This is a genomic window from Neobacillus drentensis, assembly GCF_036962125.1.
Taxonomy (GTDB): domain Bacteria; phylum Bacillota; class Bacilli; order Bacillales; family Cytobacillaceae; genus Neobacillus; species Neobacillus drentensis_B.
In genome coordinates, this window is the sequence record NZ_JBALOA010000014.1 from 165,784 (window position 1) to 185,712 (window position 19,929).

General features: G+C 36.8%; 22 protein-coding genes. 19 read left to right on the forward strand and 3 right to left on the reverse strand.

Features of this window, described 5'->3' with window-relative positions; all coding sequences use genetic code 11:
- Window positions 1-65 precede the first annotated feature (65 nt).
- Together V7121_RS12495 and V7121_RS12500 are read right to left on the reverse strand one after the other, a co-directional pair.
- Window positions 66-401, reverse strand: coding sequence for a hypothetical protein (locus tag V7121_RS12495; RefSeq protein ID WP_335496410.1), 336 nt, complete (start codon window positions 399-401; stop codon window positions 66-68).
- A gap of 97 nt (window positions 402-498) precedes the next feature.
- Window positions 499-1,272 (reverse strand): DUF1189 domain-containing protein, encoded by a 774-nt coding sequence (locus V7121_RS12500; RefSeq protein WP_335496408.1) that lies wholly within the window; start codon window positions 1,270-1,272, stop codon window positions 499-501.
- Between the two features lie 177 nt (window positions 1,273-1,449).
- On the opposite strand from V7121_RS12500, the gene V7121_RS12505 reads away from it, so the two are divergent.
- The gene (locus tag V7121_RS12505) at window positions 1,450-1,932 is read left to right on the forward strand and encodes a DUF456 domain-containing protein (protein WP_335546721.1); all 483 of its coding nucleotides are present in this window, start codon (window positions 1,450-1,452) and stop codon (window positions 1,930-1,932) included.
- Window positions 1,933-1,969: 37 nt separating this feature from the next.
- On the opposite strand, the gene V7121_RS12510 is transcribed toward V7121_RS12505, so the two are convergent.
- Window positions 1,970-2,665, reverse strand: a complete 696-nt coding sequence (locus V7121_RS12510; protein WP_335496405.1) for a Crp/Fnr family transcriptional regulator — start codon at window positions 2,663-2,665, stop codon at window positions 1,970-1,972.
- Window positions 2,666-3,029: 364 nt separating this feature from the next.
- Between V7121_RS12510 and V7121_RS12515 the strand changes: the two genes are divergently transcribed.
- The 18 genes from V7121_RS12515 to V7121_RS12600 all read left to right on the forward strand — a co-directional run bounded on the left by V7121_RS12515 (window position 3,030) and on the right by V7121_RS12600 (window position 19,900).
- On the forward strand, window positions 3,030-3,638 hold the full coding sequence (locus V7121_RS12515) for a superoxide dismutase (protein WP_335546723.1): 609 nt from the start codon (window positions 3,030-3,032) through the stop codon (window positions 3,636-3,638).
- A gap of 99 nt (window positions 3,639-3,737) precedes the next feature.
- Entirely contained in the window at window positions 3,738-4,967 is a 1,230-nt protein-coding gene (locus tag V7121_RS12520) for an MFS transporter (protein WP_335546725.1), read from the forward strand.
- A 190-nt stretch (window positions 4,968-5,157) separates the two neighbouring features.
- Window positions 5,158-7,242, forward strand: a complete 2,085-nt coding sequence (locus V7121_RS12525) for a peptidoglycan D,D-transpeptidase FtsI family protein (protein ID WP_335496399.1) — start codon at window positions 5,158-5,160, stop codon at window positions 7,240-7,242.
- Window positions 7,243-7,458: 216 nt separating this feature from the next.
- A complete protein-coding gene (locus V7121_RS12530) occupies window positions 7,459-8,376 on the forward strand; it encodes a phosphate ABC transporter substrate-binding protein (RefSeq protein ID WP_335496397.1) in 918 nt (305 codons plus the stop codon).
- Between the two features lie 79 nt (window positions 8,377-8,455).
- Window positions 8,456-9,376 (forward strand): phosphate ABC transporter permease subunit PstC, encoded by a 921-nt coding sequence (gene pstC / locus V7121_RS12535; RefSeq protein WP_335546727.1) that lies wholly within the window; start codon window positions 8,456-8,458, stop codon window positions 9,374-9,376.
- A complete protein-coding gene (gene pstA, locus V7121_RS12540; protein ID WP_335496394.1) occupies window positions 9,376-10,263 on the forward strand; it encodes a phosphate ABC transporter permease PstA in 888 nt (295 codons plus the stop codon). The genes pstC and pstA overlap by 1 nt, the downstream gene beginning before the upstream one ends.
- Before the next feature lie 31 nt (window positions 10,264-10,294).
- Window positions 10,295-11,101 (forward strand): phosphate ABC transporter ATP-binding protein PstB, encoded by an 807-nt coding sequence (gene pstB / locus V7121_RS12545; protein WP_335496762.1) that lies wholly within the window; start codon window positions 10,295-10,297, stop codon window positions 11,099-11,101.
- A 12-nt stretch (window positions 11,102-11,113) separates the two neighbouring features.
- Window positions 11,114-11,887, forward strand: a complete 774-nt coding sequence (gene pstB, locus V7121_RS12550) for a phosphate ABC transporter ATP-binding protein PstB (RefSeq protein WP_335546729.1) — start codon at window positions 11,114-11,116, stop codon at window positions 11,885-11,887.
- A 16-nt stretch (window positions 11,888-11,903) separates the two neighbouring features.
- A complete protein-coding gene (gene phoU / locus V7121_RS12555; RefSeq protein WP_335546731.1) occupies window positions 11,904-12,563 on the forward strand; it encodes a phosphate signaling complex protein PhoU in 660 nt (219 codons plus the stop codon).
- 210 nt (window positions 12,564-12,773) lie between these two features.
- On the forward strand, window positions 12,774-13,325 hold the full coding sequence (locus V7121_RS12560) for a DUF4912 domain-containing protein (RefSeq protein ID WP_335496389.1): 552 nt from the start codon (window positions 12,774-12,776) through the stop codon (window positions 13,323-13,325).
- On the forward strand, window positions 13,318-14,589 hold the full coding sequence (locus V7121_RS12565; RefSeq protein WP_335546733.1) for a glycosyltransferase family 4 protein: 1,272 nt from the start codon (window positions 13,318-13,320) through the stop codon (window positions 14,587-14,589). The genes V7121_RS12560 and V7121_RS12565 overlap by 8 nt, the downstream gene beginning before the upstream one ends.
- Window positions 14,590-14,592: 3 nt before the next feature.
- A complete protein-coding gene (locus V7121_RS12570) occupies window positions 14,593-15,219 on the forward strand; it encodes a hypothetical protein (RefSeq protein WP_335496387.1) in 627 nt (208 codons plus the stop codon).
- Between the two features lie 88 nt (window positions 15,220-15,307).
- The gene (gene rpmG / locus V7121_RS12575) at window positions 15,308-15,457 is read left to right on the forward strand and encodes a 50S ribosomal protein L33 (RefSeq protein ID WP_015594975.1); all 150 of its coding nucleotides are present in this window, start codon (window positions 15,308-15,310) and stop codon (window positions 15,455-15,457) included.
- Window positions 15,458-15,514: 57 nt separating this feature from the next.
- Window positions 15,515-16,081, forward strand: coding sequence for a 5-formyltetrahydrofolate cyclo-ligase (locus V7121_RS12580; protein WP_335496385.1), 567 nt, complete (start codon window positions 15,515-15,517; stop codon window positions 16,079-16,081).
- Window positions 16,078-16,866: a DUF92 domain-containing protein gene (locus V7121_RS12585; protein WP_335546736.1), complete on the forward strand. Its 789-nt coding sequence runs from the start codon at window positions 16,078-16,080 to the stop codon at window positions 16,864-16,866. The genes V7121_RS12580 and V7121_RS12585 overlap by 4 nt, the downstream gene beginning before the upstream one ends.
- A gap of 53 nt (window positions 16,867-16,919) precedes the next feature.
- Window positions 16,920-17,876, forward strand: coding sequence for an L-lactate dehydrogenase (locus tag V7121_RS12590; protein WP_335496382.1), 957 nt, complete (start codon window positions 16,920-16,922; stop codon window positions 17,874-17,876).
- Between the two features lie 93 nt (window positions 17,877-17,969).
- Window positions 17,970-18,164 (forward strand): hypothetical protein, encoded by a 195-nt coding sequence (locus V7121_RS12595; protein ID WP_335496380.1) that lies wholly within the window; start codon window positions 17,970-17,972, stop codon window positions 18,162-18,164.
- Window positions 18,165-18,337: 173 nt separating this feature from the next.
- The gene (locus tag V7121_RS12600) at window positions 18,338-19,900 is read left to right on the forward strand and encodes a rhomboid family intramembrane serine protease (protein ID WP_335496378.1); all 1,563 of its coding nucleotides are present in this window, start codon (window positions 18,338-18,340) and stop codon (window positions 19,898-19,900) included.
- Window positions 19,901-19,929: the final 29 nt, after the last annotated feature.

Here is a 19,929-nt window from a genome sequence, read left to right on the forward strand (position 1 = left end):
AAAAACAATCCGACTTTATTTTATCAGCCTTTCACTATTTTTGACAAGAATAAGCATTATCCTCTTTATTTTGAGTAATCAGGGAAATGATATGTAGACCCGATTTGAATTTTTTCTGGAGTATCTCCAGGATTTAATTTTCGAAAATCCTCGATTAAGTCTGTAATCGAGACGGGAAGGCTTTTATCCAATTGATGTTCAACAATAGATATCACGGTTTCACCAGGCTCAACCTTTGCTTCAAAAGATGGGATGGCCGTTTTCTGCTCAGGTTTTCTCGGTGTTTCGATTTTGGCATCCACCTGCTGGGTTAAGGTAGAAGGAAGTGTGCCAACAGTCAAGTCAATATAAATGACATATATAATTAAAACAACTAATAAGAAACCAAATAATTTTTTCACCCGACAAGCCTCCAATAGGACAGTTTGTACATTGGTATGCTTGTCCAATAGAAAAAAGACCTATTCTAAAAAAAAAACGCCCAGGGTTAGGGCGTCCTTAGTCTACTTTTTTAGGTTTTGGTATTTCATTAATTGCGAGAGACAGCACAATGATTAAGACAAACCAATTAATCATGAAGCTGCTGGGTACCGTTGTATTAATAGCCGACATGATTGTAAAAAACATAACTGGCAGTGTATTGCTATATGCGGCCATTCTCCATAACTGCCGGTAATTTAACTTTCTTCCTAAAAGATTTTTTAATAATAAGCCAATCAATGCTAAAACCGTAACTTTAATAAAGCTGCCTGCACTGGCTAACAAGTAAATGAACAATGCAGCTACTGGGATGATAATCCATTTCATTCCGCTAATTCCATTAATAAATTCTACCGCTTTTCCCTTGTCGATTGTTACTCCTTCTACCATCGAATAAGGGTATGTATCAACCCTGCCAGCAGCTGCAATAACAAATTGATCTTTTAAAAGTGCAAAAGCATTTCCTTCATTCTCAACATCACTTTCAGAAATGGCGCCTGTTGGGTCGAGAATAATTGTAAAGTTATCATTATTTATTGTAACAGGCAATTTTGTTTCCGCACTTAAATGCCCGTCCTTGATTGAAAAATCTGGTAATTGATCATTAATAATTGTTTTTGCGCTCTCTAGCCCAGTTGTAAGAGCTGAGCCTAAGTAGAAAACAGACGGGAGTATGGAAATGAAAGATAAGAAAAATACATAGAGGATTGTTTTTCCAATCCCTTGAAAACGAAATAAAGCAATATCCTTAGGAGAATAGATACTTTTATAAAGTTGCTTAAAAATATTCATAATGACCACCTTTATACTAAAATACAAATGAATGTTTCAGTATCTATTCTATCTTGACTATTGGCTATATACAAGATTGACTACCACTATTCATTTTAATTTTGAAACCAATGCTAAAGATAAACGTATCATGGTAAGTGTCCATTGTTAAAAAAAATAGTTATGTGGGTGAATATATTGGAAACGGTTTATTGGAGTATCATCATATTATTATTTATCGTCGCGTTTGTTGGACTGGTTTATCCTATCATACCAAGTGTGCTGTTTTTATTTGCAGGGTTTTTATTATACGGAGTTTTTTTTACCTTTGACCCTTTTCGTTGGTACTTTTGGTTGATTCAAGGTTTGTTTATTGTCCTTCTTTTTATTGCTGACTATATTGCCAATCTTATTGGAATAAAGAAATACGGGGGCTCGAAGGCGGGTGTTTGGGGGAGTACGATTGGGATATTAGCAGGACCCTTTGTTATTCCTTTTTTAGGAATCCTGATTGGTCCATTCATCGGAGCAATTGCGGCAGAATTAATTTTTAACAAAAGAAATCTCAGTGACAGCATAAAGGTTGGATTTGGCTCAGTTATTGGATTTATTAGTAGTGTCATCACAAAAACAATCATTCAACTGGTCATGATTATCATTTTTTTCATCGTCATACTGTAATGAAAAAAAGCCACTTTTTAAAGTGGCTTTTTGGATTTTAATTTAATCCGCAAATTTCAAAGGAACAATTTTGGCAGTCTACTTCTTCTTTCAGATAATTAAGTTTCTTAATAGTGAACTTTTGATTATCATAGGAGATGATATCTTTTTCGCGTAAATCCTTTAGGGCTCGTTGAATGACTTCGCGTGTCCCATATGTTAGATTAGCCAGCTCTTGATGGGTTAGGGGCAGGTCGATCAAAATACCTTCATCAGTTTTTATTCCATACGTGGTACATAATCGGATGAGAATCGAATATAATCCGCCTTTTTTTCCGTTCATAATTAAGTCCTGGCATTTCATTTGTGCTTTTAAATAACTTGTACTTAACCAAGTAACAAGTGCATTCATGGCTTCGGGATCCGCTAAAATGAATTCCTCAAATTGCTCTTTTTTTATTAAAATCATTTCACAATCAGACATTGTTTTTGCATAAAATTGATAATGAGGATTACCTTTAAATAATTGATATTCAACAATTAATTCCTGATCATTTAATATCTTTAAGATAAAATCCTTGCCGCGTAAATGAACTCTTCCCAGCGAAATACTCCCTTTTAGTAATAGGTATACATACTCCACTGAATCCTTCTCTTGGAAAAGGACGGTACCGGCTTTAATTTTTTGTATTGGTTCTTTTTTTTGAAAAAAGTAGACTAATAAATTATATATAGAAAAGCTGCTTTTCTGCATCGAAAATCACTCCTTAGATACCCTACAATTTGATTAAAATAAATTATTAACATCGTGTCAATAGAGCCTTAATGCGAATGAGGAGTGACAAAAGTCGGATATGACAAAAATCGTTGACAGAATGCCATTTAGATAAAAGGTGACAACTTTTCGAATCTTATCTGAAAGAGGTTTAATTACCTTTTGGAAGAATGATTGAATTAAAATTTCCGTTTTGGATATAGTATTTATGTTAAGTACCTAAGCATTTTATTTGAAACAAATAACCAACTTTGGTATCTTAATTACAAAGCTTTAGAAATATTCGAAATTGTATTTGATATTAATAAAGCTAATAAATTACGAATACATAGGAGGAATTAAAATGGCATTTGAATTACCACAATTACCTTATGCAGAAGACGCTCTTGAACCACATATTGACAAAGAAACAATGAATATTCACCACACTAGACACCATAACACATACGTTACAAATCTTAACAATGCTTTAGCTGGTAATGAAGAATTACTATCTAAATCAGTTGAAGAAGTTATTTCTAATTTGGATGCGGTTCCAGAAGCTGCACGTACAGCAGTACGTAACAATGGCGGCGGACATGCAAACCATTCATTATTTTGGCAAATCCTTTCTCCAAATGGCGGCGGTGCACCAACTGGTGAATTAGCAGACGCAATCAGCAGCAAGTTTGGCAGCTTCGAAAGCTTTAAAGAAGAGTTTGCTAAAGCAGCAACTACTCGTTTTGGATCTGGTTGGGCATGGTTAGCTGTAAATAATGGTGAGTTAGAAGTATCAAGCACACCAAACCAAGACTCTCCATTAATGGAAGGCAAAACGCCAATTCTTGGTCTTGATGTTTGGGAGCATGCGTATTACTTAAAATATCAAAACAAGCGTCCAGACTATATTTCCTCTTTCTGGAATGTAGTAAATTGGGATGAAGTATCAAAACGCTACAGCCAAGCAAAATAATAATGTTGATGATAAAAGACAGCCTTTAGGTTGTCTTTTTTTGTGAATAAGAAAAACTAGCTTGATAAAGACTACCCATAAGATAAAGGGGAGTTTTTGATGTCAAAAAAATTTAAGATTCTGGGTGATGTAAAACTTACAAAAGATTTATCACTATTACTGATTATCGGAGGACTTTACTCATTAAGCATTGCTTTGTCTAACACGTTTGTAAATATTTATCTTTGGAAACAGACAGGAAAATACTCAGATATCGCCTTTTATAACCTATCGATAGTGACTCTACAATTGCTTACATTTATTTTAGCAGGACGATGGGCGAAAAAAATCGACAGGGTGATTGTGCTTAGAATTGGTGTCATATTTTTAGCATTATTTTATGTAATGGTTTTAATGTTTGGCAAGAATGCTTCAACCTATTTACTTCTTTTAGGGAGTTTTTTAGGAGTCGGGTATGGTTTTTATTGGCTAGCCTACAATGTGCTAACATTTGAAATAACCGAACCAGATACGCGAGATTTTTTTAATGGGTTTTTAGGAATTTTATCATCTGCAGGGGGGATGATTGGACCTATCGCTGCAGGAATCATCATTACAAGATTTGAAAAGTATACTGGTTACACGATTGTTTTTGGGCTCTCACTCGCATTATTCGCTTTAGCGGTTTTTATGAGCTTTTCTTTGAAACCACGACCATCATCAGGAAGCTATTGCTTCATGCAAATTCTAAATGAAAGAAAAAAAAATGAAAACTGGCGTTTAATTACAAATGCTAACTTCTTTCAGGGCTTGAGGGAAGGTACCTTTGCATTTGTTATCTCTGTTTTTGTTTACCTTTCGACGGGAAGTGAATTGTCGCTGGGTACATTTGGTCTCCTTAATTCAGGAGTATCATTTGTAGCCTATTATTTTGCTTCACGATTAATAAAACAAAAAAATAGAAAAAAAGCGATACTGATTGGTGGCATTATTTTATATGCTGCTGTTCTGATAATTGTTTGGGATGTGAATTTTGTTAAATTGCTAATCTATGGCGGGATGATTGCCATTGCTTATCCACTTTTACTCGTCCCGTATATGTCAACTACATACGATGTTATTGGAACAGGTTGGAAGGCTGCTGAAATGAGGATTGAATACATTGTTGTTCGAGAAATATACTTGAATCTGGGTAGGATTGTATCTATTTTATCCTTTTTAGCAGCTATCACTTGGTTTAAGGCGGAAAACAGTATTCCCATTCTCCTTCTCATTTTAGGAGCAGGCCATACATGCATCTATTTTTTCCTTAAGAGGGTACACTTACCTGTCCCAGAATGCGTTGAGTAAATTATTTACTCAACGCCTTTTTTCTTTGGCAATTTTAGCTTAGAAATTGGTAAGGGTTTTTCATAGTAAAAAGCTGCCGTATCCTATAAAATAGAGAAAGTTAGCTTAATCCGTGAAAAAAAGGAAGTGTCTTTATCCCTTGAATAATAAAAAGAAAAAAAAGAAGGAACATGTGCCTTTTCGGTTAAATATGTTATTCTTTGTGGTATTTTTGCTCTTTTCTGTCCTTATTCTTAGACTTGGTGAACTACAAATCGTATTTGGTGACGATTTTAAACGTGAAATTGAGAGAACGGAAGATATTACTGTCAATAACCCTGTTCCAAGGGGGAAAATGTTTGACCGAAATGGGAAAGTAATTGTTGACAATAAGCCATTAAACGCAATTACTTACACCAAATATCAACAAACCGATCAAGCGGAAATGTGGAAAATTGCTGCACGGCTGGCAAAAATAATCAATAAAGATACATCCAAAGTTCCAGTTCGTGAAATTAAGGATTATTGGATTTTAAAGCATCCTGATGAAGCAAAAGCTAAAGTCACGGAAAAAGAATGGGCTTTATATAAACAAGAGAAATTAGATGATAAGCAAATTTATAAACTTCAAATCGACCGCATTACAGATGATGAAGTAAAAAGTATTAAGAAAGAAGAACTTGAAACTATTGCAATCCATAGAGACTTTAACAGTGGCTACGCATTAACACCCCAAATTGTTAAAAACAAGAATGTTACTCCTGAAGAGTTTGCGAAGGTAAGTGAAAATCTTGAAAACTTGCCAGGTGTTGATACAACAACCGATTGGGTACGAAAATATGCCTTTGGGGATACATTAGGGTCGATATTAGGGGATGTTACGACCTCTGAAGCTGGAATTCCTAAGGAACAGCTAGAAAAGTATATGGCTCGGGATTACAGCCGGAATGATCGAGTTGGGAAAAGTTATCTTGAATTGCAATATGAAGATGTCCTACATGGTCAAAAGGCAAAAGTAAAAAATGTAACAGATAAAACGGGGAAAATCCTATCTACTGAAGTGGTTTCTGAAGGAAAACGGGGAAAGGACCTTGTTTTAACTATTGATATGGATCTTCAGAAGAAGGTAGAAAATATCATCGAAGATGAAATGTGGAAGGCTAAACAGGCACCCAATACCGCTCTTCTTGACAGAGCCTTTGTAGTCTTAATGGATCCTAACACTGGTGAAGTCTTATCATTGGCTGGAAAGCAAATAAGTAAAAATAAAAAAGGAAAACAAGTCATGAATGACTTTGCGGGAGGAAATATTACGACTTCTTATAACGTGGGATCTGCGGTAAAAGGAGCGACGATTTTAACGGGTTATAAAACAGGAGCTATTCAACCTGGTTCTACCCAACTAGATGAACCCTTGAGAATAGCTAGTTCACCTGTCATGTCTTCATGGCGGACCTTTGGAAGGATCAATGATTTAAGGGCACTTCAAGTTTCCTCCAACGTATATATGTGGAAAACCGTAATTGCCATGGCTGGCGGACACTATCAAGCTAATCAACCGCTGCCGCTTGATTATTCTGCCTTTGATACTTTACGCCAGTCATTCAGTCAGTTTGGTTTGGGTACACGCACAGGGATTGATCTTCCCAATGAAATGAGTGGCTTTCCAGGTTCTGATAGAACTCCTGGTTTGCTCCTTTTCCTTTCAATTGGGCAATATGATACGTATACGCCCATTCAACTGGCTCAGTACGTTTCTACCATTGCAAATGGTGGTAATCGAATACAGCCTCATTTGGTTAAAGAAATTCACGAACCGGTCATGGAAAATAATGAATTAGGTCCACTAGTGGAAGAGATTCAGCCGAAAGTTTTAAATCGTTTGGATATGAAGGAAGCTTGGATTAAACGGGTTCAAGAAGGTTTTCGCATGGTCATGCAGGTTGGTGACGGTACAGCCGTCAGTCACTTTAAGAACAAACCATATCATCCTGCAGGAAAAACTGGAACAGCACAGGCTTTCTATGACGGGGCTGATAAATCAAAGCGTGGTACACCAGTCATGAACTTAAGTCTTGTCAGCTTTGCACCCGCTGATAATCCAGAGGTCGCAATGGCGGTTGTGGTCCCATGGGCCTACCAAGGGAACAGTGGACCAAGTCTTAATAATCTAATCGGTAAAAGAGTTTTGGATGCTTACTTTGATTTAAAGAAAGAGCGTCAAGATAAAGAAGAAAAATCATCATCTGATCAAAAGGAAAAAGGTACAGAAAACACCGATCCAACAAATGAGTAATATTTTCAAGAACACTTGTCACAAACGTGGCAGGTGTTTTTTTATTGTTCAAACAGGGCGCTTCCGCTTTTCGTATTTACAAGAACTTCACAATCATTTACAAAACCTTTACATGTTATTAAAACTAGATTAATAGTTTGGCTTTATGCTTAAACATGTAAGGCAGAACAAAGAACATTAAAAAACAAACTTAAATCCACAGGGGGAATTAAACCAATGAAAAGTTATAAGAAACTTAGTCTAGCACTTACTCTAGCGGCGTTAATGGTATTTGTTGCTGCATGTGGTGGAGGAGCTTCTACTGATAAAAACGAAGGAACTTCTAATAAAGATAATAAAACTGGAGCACTTTCTGGCTCATTAACCGTTTCTGGTTCTTCTGCGATGCAGCCGTTAGTTGCAGCTGCTGCTGAAGAGTTTATGGCAGAAAATCCAAAAGTTGATGTACAGGTAAATGCGGGCGGGTCTGGTACTGGCCTATCGCAAGTTGCTGAAGGATCCGTTCAAATTGGTAACTCCGACGTATTTGCTGAAGAAAAAGAAGGTATCCCTGCGGATAAGCTTGTTGATCATAAAGTAGCTGTTGTAGGTATGACTGCTGCTGTTAACCCTAAAGTTGGTATTAAGGATATTAAAAAAGCAGATCTAATAAAAGTATTCACTGGAAAAATCACAAACTGGAAAGAACTTGGCGGAGCAGATCAAAAGATTGTTCTTGTCAACCGTCCAGACTCTTCAGGAACTCGTGCAGTATTCAATAAATTCGCACTTGATGGGGCAACACCTGCTGAAGGTATTACGGAAGATTCATCAAACACGGTTAAAAAGATTCTTAATGAAACAGAGGGCGCAATTGGTTACCTTGCCTTCTCATACTTTACAGATGATACTGTCACAGCACTAGCAATCGATGGAGTAAAACCAACGGAAGAAAATGTACAATCTGGTCAATTCCCAGTTTGGGCTTACCAACACTCTTATACAAAGGGAGAAGCAACAGATCTTGCTAAAGCGTTCCTTGACTATTTAATGTCTGATGATATCCAAAATACTTTATTAAAGGAACAAGGATATCTTCCAGTCACGAAAATGAAGGTAGAACGCGATGCTGAAGGGAATCAAAAAGACCTATAAAAACAGGTTGAATATAAAAGGGTAAATGTAAGTTGGCATTTACCCTATTATGACGTATTTTAGGGGTGTTTGGTGCATTATGGAAAAATTAGAACCTGCAAAAGATAGATTGTTAAAGTCTAAGAAAAATTGGCTAGATGGCGAAATACGAGGGAACATTCTTGTTATCATGTGTGCTGTCATAATGATATCAGCAACTATCTCAATCACCATTTTCCTAGGAACAAAAGGGTTACAATCCTTTATAAAAAATGGTGTAAGTCTTATTGAATTCATAACCAGTACCCACTGGAATCCTACAAATCAAGCGAAACCTGAATATGGGGCGTTACCTTTTATTTTTGGCTCCTTTGCGGTAACCTTTCTTTCAGCAATAGTTGCAGCGCCGCTCGGAATCGGCGGAGCAATTTTTATGACAGAAATTGCTCCTTCATGGGGAAGAAAAATCTTACAGCCAGTCATAGAGCTTTTGGTCGGAATTCCATCTGTTGTTTATGGCTTCATCGGGCTTACAGTATTAGTCCCGTTTATCAGGGAGCATGTGGGTGGTTTAGGTTTTAGCTTACTATCAGGAACAATTGTTTTATCAATCATGATTTTACCGACAGTAACTACAATTGCCACGGATGCAATGAGCTCACTGCCAAAGAATCTTCGTGAAGGTTCGTATGCTCTGGGTGCCACTCGCTGGCAAACGATACGGAAAGTATTAATCCCTGCTGCATTGCCTACTCTCTTAACAGCTATCGTTCTAGGTATGGCAAGAGCATTTGGAGAGGCTCTTGCAGTTCAAATGGTCATTGGTAACGTTAGGGACTTACCAACAAGCTTACTCGACGCATCTGCAACCTTAACGACAATTATTACTTTAAACATGGGCCACACAACATACGGCAGTATTGAAAATAATACTCTATGGTCAATGGGCTTAATTTTATTAATCATGTCGTTTGCGTTTATTCTCCTCATCCGCTACCTTTCGTCAAGGAGGAAAATGTAATGAACAGTAAAACTGCAGATCGTATTGCTACAGGCGTATTTATAACCATTGCCATTATCATCATTTCTATTTTAGTTGGTTTATTTTCATATATTTTAGTTAATGGGCTGAAACATGTTTCACTAGACTTTCTTACCACTCCATCTAGCAATGTGCGTGCTGGTGGTGGAATACGCGATCAATTATTCAATTCGTTTTATATTTTATTTATTACGATGTTAATTGCCCTTCCATTAGGTATTGGCGGTGGGATCTATATGGCGGAATATGCAAAGCCAGGAAAAATTACTGACATAATCCGTTCTTGTATTGAGGTTCTAGCTTCACTGCCATCTATTGTTATTGGGATGTTTGGTTTATTAATGTTCGTAAATTTAACAGGCTGGGGATATACCATATTAGGTGGAGCCTTAGCATTAACAGTTTTCAACCTGCCGGTAATTGTCCGTGTCAGTGAGGATGCCATTCGTGCAGTCCCGCGTGATTTGAAAGAGGCTAGTCTTGCCTTAGGAATTACCAAATGGCATACAATAAAAACCGTTTTATTACCAAGTGCTTTTCCTTCAATTTTAACTGGGGCAATTCTTGCGGCAGGGCGTGTATTTGGGGAAGCAGCAGCGCTATTATTTACAGCTGGACTTTCAACCCCAAGACTTGATTACGCAAACTGGAATCCCTTTTCACCTCAATCACCGTTAAATATCTTTCGTCCTGCAGAAACGCTTGCTGTCCACATCTGGTCCGTAAACACACAAGGGCTAATACCAGACGTTGAAGAAGTTTCAAATGGATCAGCGGCTGTTTTAGTATTATCAGTATTAGTATTTAACTTACTGGCTAGGTGGATTGGAAGTATGATTCATAAGAAAGTTACTGCATCTAAATAAAAGGCGGGGAGATAGGATGGTTACAGCTATTATGGATAAGGCATCGGCAAACCAAGCTGTTCAGTCAAACAGCCAATTACAAAATGATCTAATCTTAGAGGTAAATAATTTAGAAATATTCTATGGAGAAAAACGTGCTGTAAATGGGATTTCAATGGATATTGAAAAAAATTCTGTCACTGCTCTGATTGGGCCTTCGGGCTGTGGTAAGTCTACTTTTTTAAGAAGTATTAATCGAATGAATGACCTTATTCCTGGAGCAAGGGCGGTTGGTGAAATCATTTACGAAGATCTCAATATCTTGTCTGAGCAAATAGATGTGGTGGCTTTACGAAAGGAAATAGGGATGGTTTTTCAAAAACCTAATCCATTTCCAAAGTCAATATATGAAAATATTACCCACGCCCTTAAGTTTTCAGGAATCAAAAAGAAGAGTAAGCTTGATGAAATTGTCGAAGAGAGTTTGAAAAAAGCAGCATTATGGGAAGAAGTAAAGGACAGGCTTCATAAATCTGCCCTATCCCTCTCAGGCGGGCAGCAGCAGCGTCTTTGCATTGCTAGGACAATTGCAATGAAACCTACAGTCATGCTTCTTGATGAGCCTTCATCGGCGCTAGACCCGATATCCAATTCAAAAGTGGAAGATTTAATCGTTGACCTAAAAAAGGAATATTCGATTATTATCGTTACTCATAATATGCAGCAGGCATCTCGTATTTCCGATAAAACAGCTTTCTTCTTGAGCGGTGATATCATTGAATATGATTATACGGAAAAGATTTTTACCAATCCATCTGTTAAAAAGACCGAGGAATATATCTCTGGAAGGTTTGGATAAGGGGGGGAAGTTGTGGCAATTTCAACATTAACCAGACAGGTTTTTGATATAAAAGATCTGAATTTATGGTATGGGGAACACCATGCGTTAAAAAACATCAATTTTCCTATTAACAAAAAAGAGGTTACCGCTATTATCGGTCCCTCTGGGTGTGGTAAATCTACATTTATTAAAACATTAAACTTGATGATTAATATGGTTCCCAATGTAAAAATGACGGGCGAAATAAATATCAATGGCCAAAATATATTAGACAAGAAAGTGGATCTCGTCGATCTGCGCAAACTCGTGGGCATGGTTTTCCAAAAGGGGAATCCATTTCCACAATCTATTTTTGATAATGTTGCCTATGGACCCAGAGTCCATGGGATTACAAAAAAGAAGCATCTTGATGAGATAGTTATTAAATCATTAATGGATGTGGCCCTATGGGAGGAAGTCAAGGATCGTTTACATGCTCCTGCTCTAGGACTTTCAGGGGGACAACAGCAAAGGTTATGCATTGCAAGAGCACTAGCAACCAAACCAGAAGTGTTATTAATGGATGAACCAACTTCTGCGTTAGACCCAATTTCTACGCTAAAGATCGAAGAGATGATTTTAGAATTAAAAGAAAAATATACGATTGTTATTGTAACCCACAACATGCAGCAGGCATCAAGAGTTTCAGATAAGACTGCATTCTTTTTAATGGGTGAATTAATCGAATTAGATTCAACATCGACAATTTTTTCAAATCCAAGTGACGAACGGACTGAAGGATACATTACAGGAAGATTCGGATGATGATGAGGTGTCTACTATGAGTACAAGGACAATTTTTGATAATAATTTAAAAGAGTTAAAAGATTTGCTGTTAAAAATGGCTGAAAAATCAGAGCATGCAATCAAAGAAGCGATGATTGCTCTGATTAATCAGGATATGGAAAAGGCGAAGCAGGTAATTGATGCTGATAATGAGATTGACGATTTAGAATATGAAATTAACGATAAGGCATTATTATTAATTGCAAGACAATCACCAGTTGCGACTGATCTTAGGAAAATTAATGTAGCTCTAAAAGTATCATCTGAGGTTGAACGATTTGCAGATATTGCAGTAAATATTGCTAAATCAGCCTTGCATATAGGGAATGAAAAGCATTTTAAAGAAGTAATTGATATCCCTAAAATGATGGAAATGGCCTTGGAGATGGTGTCGGATTCCATAAATGCTTATTATTCAGAGGATATTACAATCGCAAAAAAATGTGCAGAAAAAGATGATGAAGTGGATAAAATGTTTGGAAGGTTAATACAAGAATTGTTAGGCTATATTCCACAAAATCCACATGCCACCAACCAGATAATTCAATTGGCATTTGTTTGCAGATATATCGAAAGAATCGCAGACCATTCAACGAATATTGCAGAACATGTCATTTACCTTGTGACAGGAAATCGAGTTAATTTAAATGCCTAAGGACCAATGGTGTAAAAGATAAGGAGTTTTCTGCCTTATCTTTTTTTGTTGTAGTGGTTAAAATGAATGCTTGTACTAAAGTCTAGCAAGAAACGACAATTTGCGTTTATTGTGCGCGGTTACTTCTGATGGTACGATTAATTTATCACTTAATAAGAATAATTTGGAATTTGGTGCATATAATAATTATTTGCAGAAATGGAGGACAAAATGTTTAATGAAATGATTAACATTAAAGGAGATGGACGGAAGTTATCTGGCCATTCATCTACAGATTTTATTCCACTTAAGGGTCAATTGGCTGCTAAGCTTATTACCCCCCGCAAAATGCTTCTCTTTTGGGAAGTTTCTAAAATACCTCAAAAAATTATCGAACGCTATTTTAATCTAAGTTTTGAAAATCTAATCCCTGTGGTGCGGATATATGATGTAACAGATTTGATTTTTAACGGGAAAAATGCACATCATTTTTTTGAAATCGCTGTACCCTATCACAATGGGCATTGGTTCATTAAGGGATTGGTATCAAATCGCGACTATATAGCAGAGTTAGGAATTCATATTTCCGACCAAGAATTTTTTCCGATTCTTCGCGCGAATAGCATTCACACACCTACGGTTGAAATATCCAATAGAAATGAACTGAACTATGAACTAAACCAACTCAAGCAACATGAAGAACAACAGCCTAAATGGATTGATCATGTCAGTACGTACAGTTATTATGGGGAACCAAAAACCCCGGAGGATATACATGGATAAGACATTTTCCCAACAAGAAGCAGTTGAGTTAAAAGACCCCTTAAAGAAGCAGTCATTTAAAATCATGATGCTATGTTGGGAATATCCTCCCAATATTGTAGGCGGGCTTTCAAGGCATGTGTATGGATTATCCGTTCATTTAGCGGCAATCGGTCATCAGGTACATGTATTAACAGCAGGAAACGGAAATCTCCCATCCTATGAAATAATCTCTGGAGTCCATGTTCATCGAGTTAGTCCCTTTAATCAATATGAAGATGATTTTTTCGCATGGATCGGCGGACTGAATTTAGCTATTGCATTTAAAGCTGAAAGGTTAGCAGAAGATATCGATTTTGACATAATCCATGCACACGATTGGTTAGTTAGTTCTGCGGCAATCGTCTTAAAGGAAACATTAGCACTTCCGTTATTATCGACCATTCATGCCACCGAGTATGGTAGGAATAATGGTATTCATAATGAGAAACAACAGTTTATCCATTCACAGGAACAACAATTAAACGCTGAATCTGACCAAATTATTGTTTGTAGTGATTACATGAAAAATGTCCTCACTACCATTTTTCATACTTCGAATGAAAAAATAGCGATTATACCTAATGGAATAGATCCCTTAAAAGCGGAGCCAACTGCAGTGGGGATCTATCCAGAACTGAAGGAAAAGAAATATATTTTTTCCTTAGGAAGAATGGTTAAGGAAAAAGGATTCGCTACCATCATAGAAGCCGCAATGATGGCTAAAAATGAAAATTTAGATTGTTTTTTTGTAGTTGCAGGTAAAGGACCAATGCTTGAAACTTATCGGCATAAAGTGTGTGAACTGAACTTAGAAAGTCATCTTACATTTATAGGATATGTAACGGATGAACAGCGAAATGCACTCATCGCTGGAAGTGAACTAGCAGTTATCCCAAGTTTGTATGAACCTTTTGGAATAGTTGTACTGGAGACCATGATTATGGCGAAACCAACCATTGTTTCTAATACCGGGGGAATGAAAGGCATCGTGAAACATTTGCATACGGGATTGCTGATGACCCCTGGTGATGCACAAAGTTTGCTTAATCAAATTAAATTTCTTTTAAATCATCCGCATAAAGCGGAAGAGATTGGCAACAGAGGCAGACAAATCGTTACCAGCTTATATGGCTGGAAACGAATCGCCGCAGAAACAAGCAGGGTAATGGAAGATACATTAATAAATTTTCGTGTGAATGTTAATGAACCAATTGAACCATTAATTATTAATAAAAAGGTGTAAACGATGAAATTAATTGAACAACTACAAAATCAGAAACCAACCTATAGTCAACAACTGTCACAGGACGCACTTCAATTAATTCCTGGTATTTGGGTAAACGGAAAGTACTTCTGGCTCCAAAACAGTATGGAAAAGGTTTTAAATGAGGAAGAATTAATTATCAAAGTAAAACAAGAGCACCCGCACTCGAAAATTCGTTATTCCAGTATCTATATTAGTAATCATGGTAAGGAATCGAAAGAAGTAAAAATCTTAGCCATGCATTATCATCCAATTGTCATTCACGACCAACTGGCTTTCGTATCACCCACTGATAGTATGATTTTTCACCTTGCAAATAAGAATATTTACCTTGTTAATGGAGCTTGCAATGGTATGGGTATGAAGGAATATACTGCAATGCCACAATGGAATGCATTTACTGACCAAATTTGGAGCTCTCTTCCAAAGGGAACACTTAATTATCATCCAATGGCAAAAGGCCCTGCTGCTAGTATTTTTTCAATGAAAATGAAGATAGGACCACATGAAATTGGTAAAATGAGCACCTGGACCATCACAGGTTCCAATAAAAATGAATTACTTTCACTGGAGCATGCCCTTATGAAACAGACTGAATCATTATCTTAAAAAAAACATACTAGCATTTCCTTTTAAAAAATGATATTATGGAAAAGTCGTATGAATGAAATGCTTAATTGTTTGGAGGGAAATAAACATGCGCGTGAATATTACATTGGCTTGCACTGAGTGTGGAGATCGTAACTATATTTCAACAAAAAATAAACGTAATAATCCAGATCGTCTTGAGCTTAAGAAATATTGCCCAAGAGAAAAACGTACAACAGCACATCGCGAAACAAAATAAGCAGTAGGGCTTCCTGCTGCTTTTTTTGTTGTCTAAAAGTAAGGAGGATTCCTATATATGAATAATAAAAAATCGATTCGAATAGAAATGAAGGAAATACTTTCCAGGTTGCCAAAAGCATCTTATGAAGACTATTCTCAACAAATTGCGGGAAAACTCTATGAGGACCATGATTGGAAGCAGGCCCAAGTTATTGGAATAACTATATCAAAATCTCCAGAGGTGGATACCTATCCAATCATTCGTAAAGCCTGGGAATTGGGGAAAGATGTGGTAGTTCCTAAGTGTGATCCGGAGAACAGGATGCTTACTTTTCGAAGAATCACTGATTTTTCGCAACTGGAAACTGTATTTTATAACCTTTTAGAGCCAATCGAGAATGTAACCGAGCCAGTAGGGATTGACAGGATTGAGCTTCTCATCGTTCCAGGTTTAGCTTTTACAAGAGAAGGCTACCGTTTGGGGTTTGGCGGAGGATATTATGATCGATATTTATTAAATTACTCTGGCAAAGCCTTATCACTTGCCTTTGAAGAACAGATTTTACCCCAGTTTCACATTGAGAATCATGATATTCCTGTCTCCAAAATTATCACAAACCATGAGGTTATCAAGATAAAATGATAGAAACCTTTTTAATTTTTATTATTATCCTATTAACAGGTATGGCTGGGTATTTCCTTAAATCTTTAACCATATCAGGTGCTTTTTCAGCTGTTTTAGTGGGACTAGCTGTTTATTTAGGATTCAGTGAAAACGGTCTTTATTTGCTCGGAGCCTTTTTTGCTACTTCGAGTTTGTGGTCAAAATATAAAAGTAGTGTCAAAAGCATAATTGAAGAAAAGTTGGCAAAAGGTGCAACGAGAGATTGGCGTCAAGTCGTCGCCAATGGAGGAGCAGCGGGCCTTTTTAGTATTATTCATTATATCACCCCTGATACGACCTGGTTAATTGGCTTTTTAGTTTGTCTTGCAAGTGCCAATTCTGACACATGGGCATCGGAGATAGGCAGTTTAAGCAAACAAGATCCACTATACATACGTACCTTTCAGCGAGTGGAGAAGGGCACTTCTGGGGCGATAAGTTTATTAGGCAGTATCGCCTCAATTGCAGGTTCTTTCCTGATCGCAATGATTGGCTTTTGGCTTTTTAATTTAGATTTTTATTTAACTTGTCTTGTATTTTTATTCGGTTATGCAGGGAATGTAATTGATACGTTTATAGGGGCCTTTTATCAGCAGGTATATGTATGCAGTCAATGCGGCATAGAAACTGAAAAAAAGCGGCATTGTCATATGCCGACATCTAGAATAAAAGGGTTTATCTTTGTGGATAATGATATGGTGAATTTCCTTTCAGGTTTTTTTGCGGCTTTGTTTGCAATCGTGGTCATTTATTTGACTAAATAACACATCCTATAAAATAGACTTGTATCAAAAATTTCTTTTCTTGGAGGAATCGTATGTTAAACCGTCGTGTGAATAGAGTTGCCCTAATAGGGACCGGTTTTGTTGGATCAAGCTATGCTTTTGCGTTATTAAATCAAGGAATCACAGAAGAACTGGTCTTAATTGATTTAAATAAGGAAAAAGCAGAAGGGGATGCAATGGACTTGAATCATGGTCTGCCATTTTCCCCATCACGAACAAAGATTTGGTTTGGGAGTTATGAGGATTGTGGGGCTGCTGATCTAGTTGTAATTACCGCAGGTGCCAACCAAAAGCCAGGGGAGACAAGACTTGATTTAGTTGAAAAAAATACAAAAATTTTTAAGGGAATTGTCGGAGAAATTATGGGAAGTGGATTCGACGGTATCTTCCTTGTGGCAACAAACCCGGTTGATATTTTAACGTATGCCGTTTGGAAATTCTCTGGATTGCCAAAAGAAAGGGTCATTGGTTCAGGGACGATTTTAGATACAGCACGTTTTCGCTTTTTGTTGGGTGATTATTTTGATGTCGACACCCGAAATGTTCATGCTTATATTATTGGAGAGCATGGTGATACAGAACTTCCAGTCTGGAGCCATGCAGATATTGCTGGTACTTCTATTAGTGATTGGTCAAAAAACAAGCCTGGCTTTAAACGAACAGATCTTGATCAACTCTTTTTAAATGTTCGGGATGCTGCCTACCATATCATTGAACGAAAAGGGGCAACCTATTATGGAATTGCTATGGGTCTAGTAAGATTGACCAAAGCAATACTTCGCGATGAAAATTCAGTCCTAACTGTTTCCGCGTATCTAGATGGAGAATATGGGCAAAGTGATATTTTTATTGGCGTTCCTGCTGTTGTCAACCGCACGGGAGTTAGACAAGTTGTCGAATTGAATTTAAATGAAGAAGAGCAAGCTAAATTTGAAAACTCTGTCAATGTACTGAAGCTAACGATGGAGCCAGTCTTTAAGAACTATTAAAAATTGGGATTGAATTCTGTCAAAAGAATTCAATCCTTTTTCATGGATAATATTATCGAATTTGTCACAAAATAGTTAGTAGGAGGGATGATGATGTCACGTATATTAACATCCATATTAATGATTGGTTCTATCGGTTATTTTGGTTATAAGTATAAATACCGATTAATTAATTTACTACTAGGGTCTAGTTTGATACGCAGGGTTGCAGTAGGCTCAATTTTGAGTTTCCCTGGAGTAAAACAAAAAATGATGCAATCAATGTTCGGAAGACCATCTGAAGGGTGAAAAACCTCAGATGGTCTTTTGGTTTTAATAAAGAGTAATCTCAGTAAAATTTATTGAGCTGAATTGATTATTGTACCTCGTGATTTCGTTTATAATGAAAGATAAAGGCTACAGTTGAATAAATTTAATTAGGCTGGAATGGAGCTTAATCTTACATAGGAAGTTGGGGGGAAATGAATAATAGAGAGAGTTACATTTTTTGGAAGCTCGCATATTTATTGATATCAGATCATGGATATCGTATTATTCAATTATTTGAAAATCAAAAAGAATTATGGCTTGAAAAAATCGAAAATAAAAAGGCACCCATCATCCGCATGCTGAACCATAATTTGGATTGGAGTAATGCGATGCAGCGGGATATAGAGTTTACTGCTGCCAATGGGGAAAGAGTCCGTAAACAAATTGGACGTCATGAGTTGAATGTTGTGAACATTTATGTGAGTCAATTCCCGCCGGTGGATGAATACGAGTTCCGTCTCGAAAAGCCGTTTATCTATTCAGATGGAAATAAAACAAGGGTTAATTCGATCTTATTTGCCGAGGGACATTACGATGCAGGTTTTCAACATATGCTAGAATGGCTAGGGTCAGGGGTTCCCTTTTCGATAAATGAAACCTATTCAGAAGAAGAGGTTGAGTTAGTTAAGAAAGCTGCCTTGAATTTTGCAATAAAAAAGGTAAAGATGGAAAGAGCCATTTTATCCAACGGCAAACCGCTCTTTACGTATGCTTTCATTGCCATCCAACTAGTTGTATTTATCTGGCTTCAGTTGCATGGCGGGAGCACCAATACATCAACATTGATTAAATATGGAGCGAAGGTCAACCAACTAATTATTGATGGGGAATGGTGGAGATTCATTACACCAGTTTTTCTTCATATTGGTTTTCTTCATCTTGCAATGAATACCTTGGCATTATACTTTCTCGGAATAGAAGTAGAAAGAATCTATGGCAATGCAAGGTTTTTGGTGATTTACTTATTTGCAGGGGTTACAGGCGTTATTGCTAGTTTCATTTTTAGTGCGAACTTATCAGCTGGGGCAAGTGGTGCTATTTTCGGCTGCTTTGGTGCTTTATTGTATTTTGGTGTCATCTTCCCGAAACTGTTTTTCCGAACAATGGGCTTGAATTTAATTGTGGTACTTGGAATTAACTTGATGATTGGTTTCTCTACATCAGGGATCGATAATGCAGGTCATCTCGGCGGTTTGGTTGGAGGGTTCCTTGCAGCAGGTGTGGTTCATTTACCGAAGAAGAAAAAACTGTTTTTACAAATGCTATTTTTGATCGTTTCCACGGTACTTGTTTGGGGATCATTAAGCTATGGATTTGGAGCATCTGGAAAAGTTCTTGGTGAAGAATCTATTGTTTTTCAGGCACAAGAATATGTTAACCAAGGAGACTATGATCAAGCATATAATTTATTAATTAAATTTGAAGAGAAGAATAATAGTGCTACTGAAAAGTTTTATTTGATTTTAGCTTTTGTTGAATATAAAAAAGATATGATACGGGATTCCAAAAAACATTTGAACCAAGCTATTAAACTTAATTCAAGTTTATCCCCAGCCTATTATTATCTTGCATTGGTTAATTTAAAAGAGAACAATATAAATCAAGCCCTAGTAAATGCAGAAAAGGCTGTTGAGTTGGACCCGAATGAAAAGAATTTTTTGGATTTACTTAATAAAATTAAACAATTCACTGAAACATCTGGTGAAAGAAATTAGAAAAACTATTCTGTATCAATATAACTTTT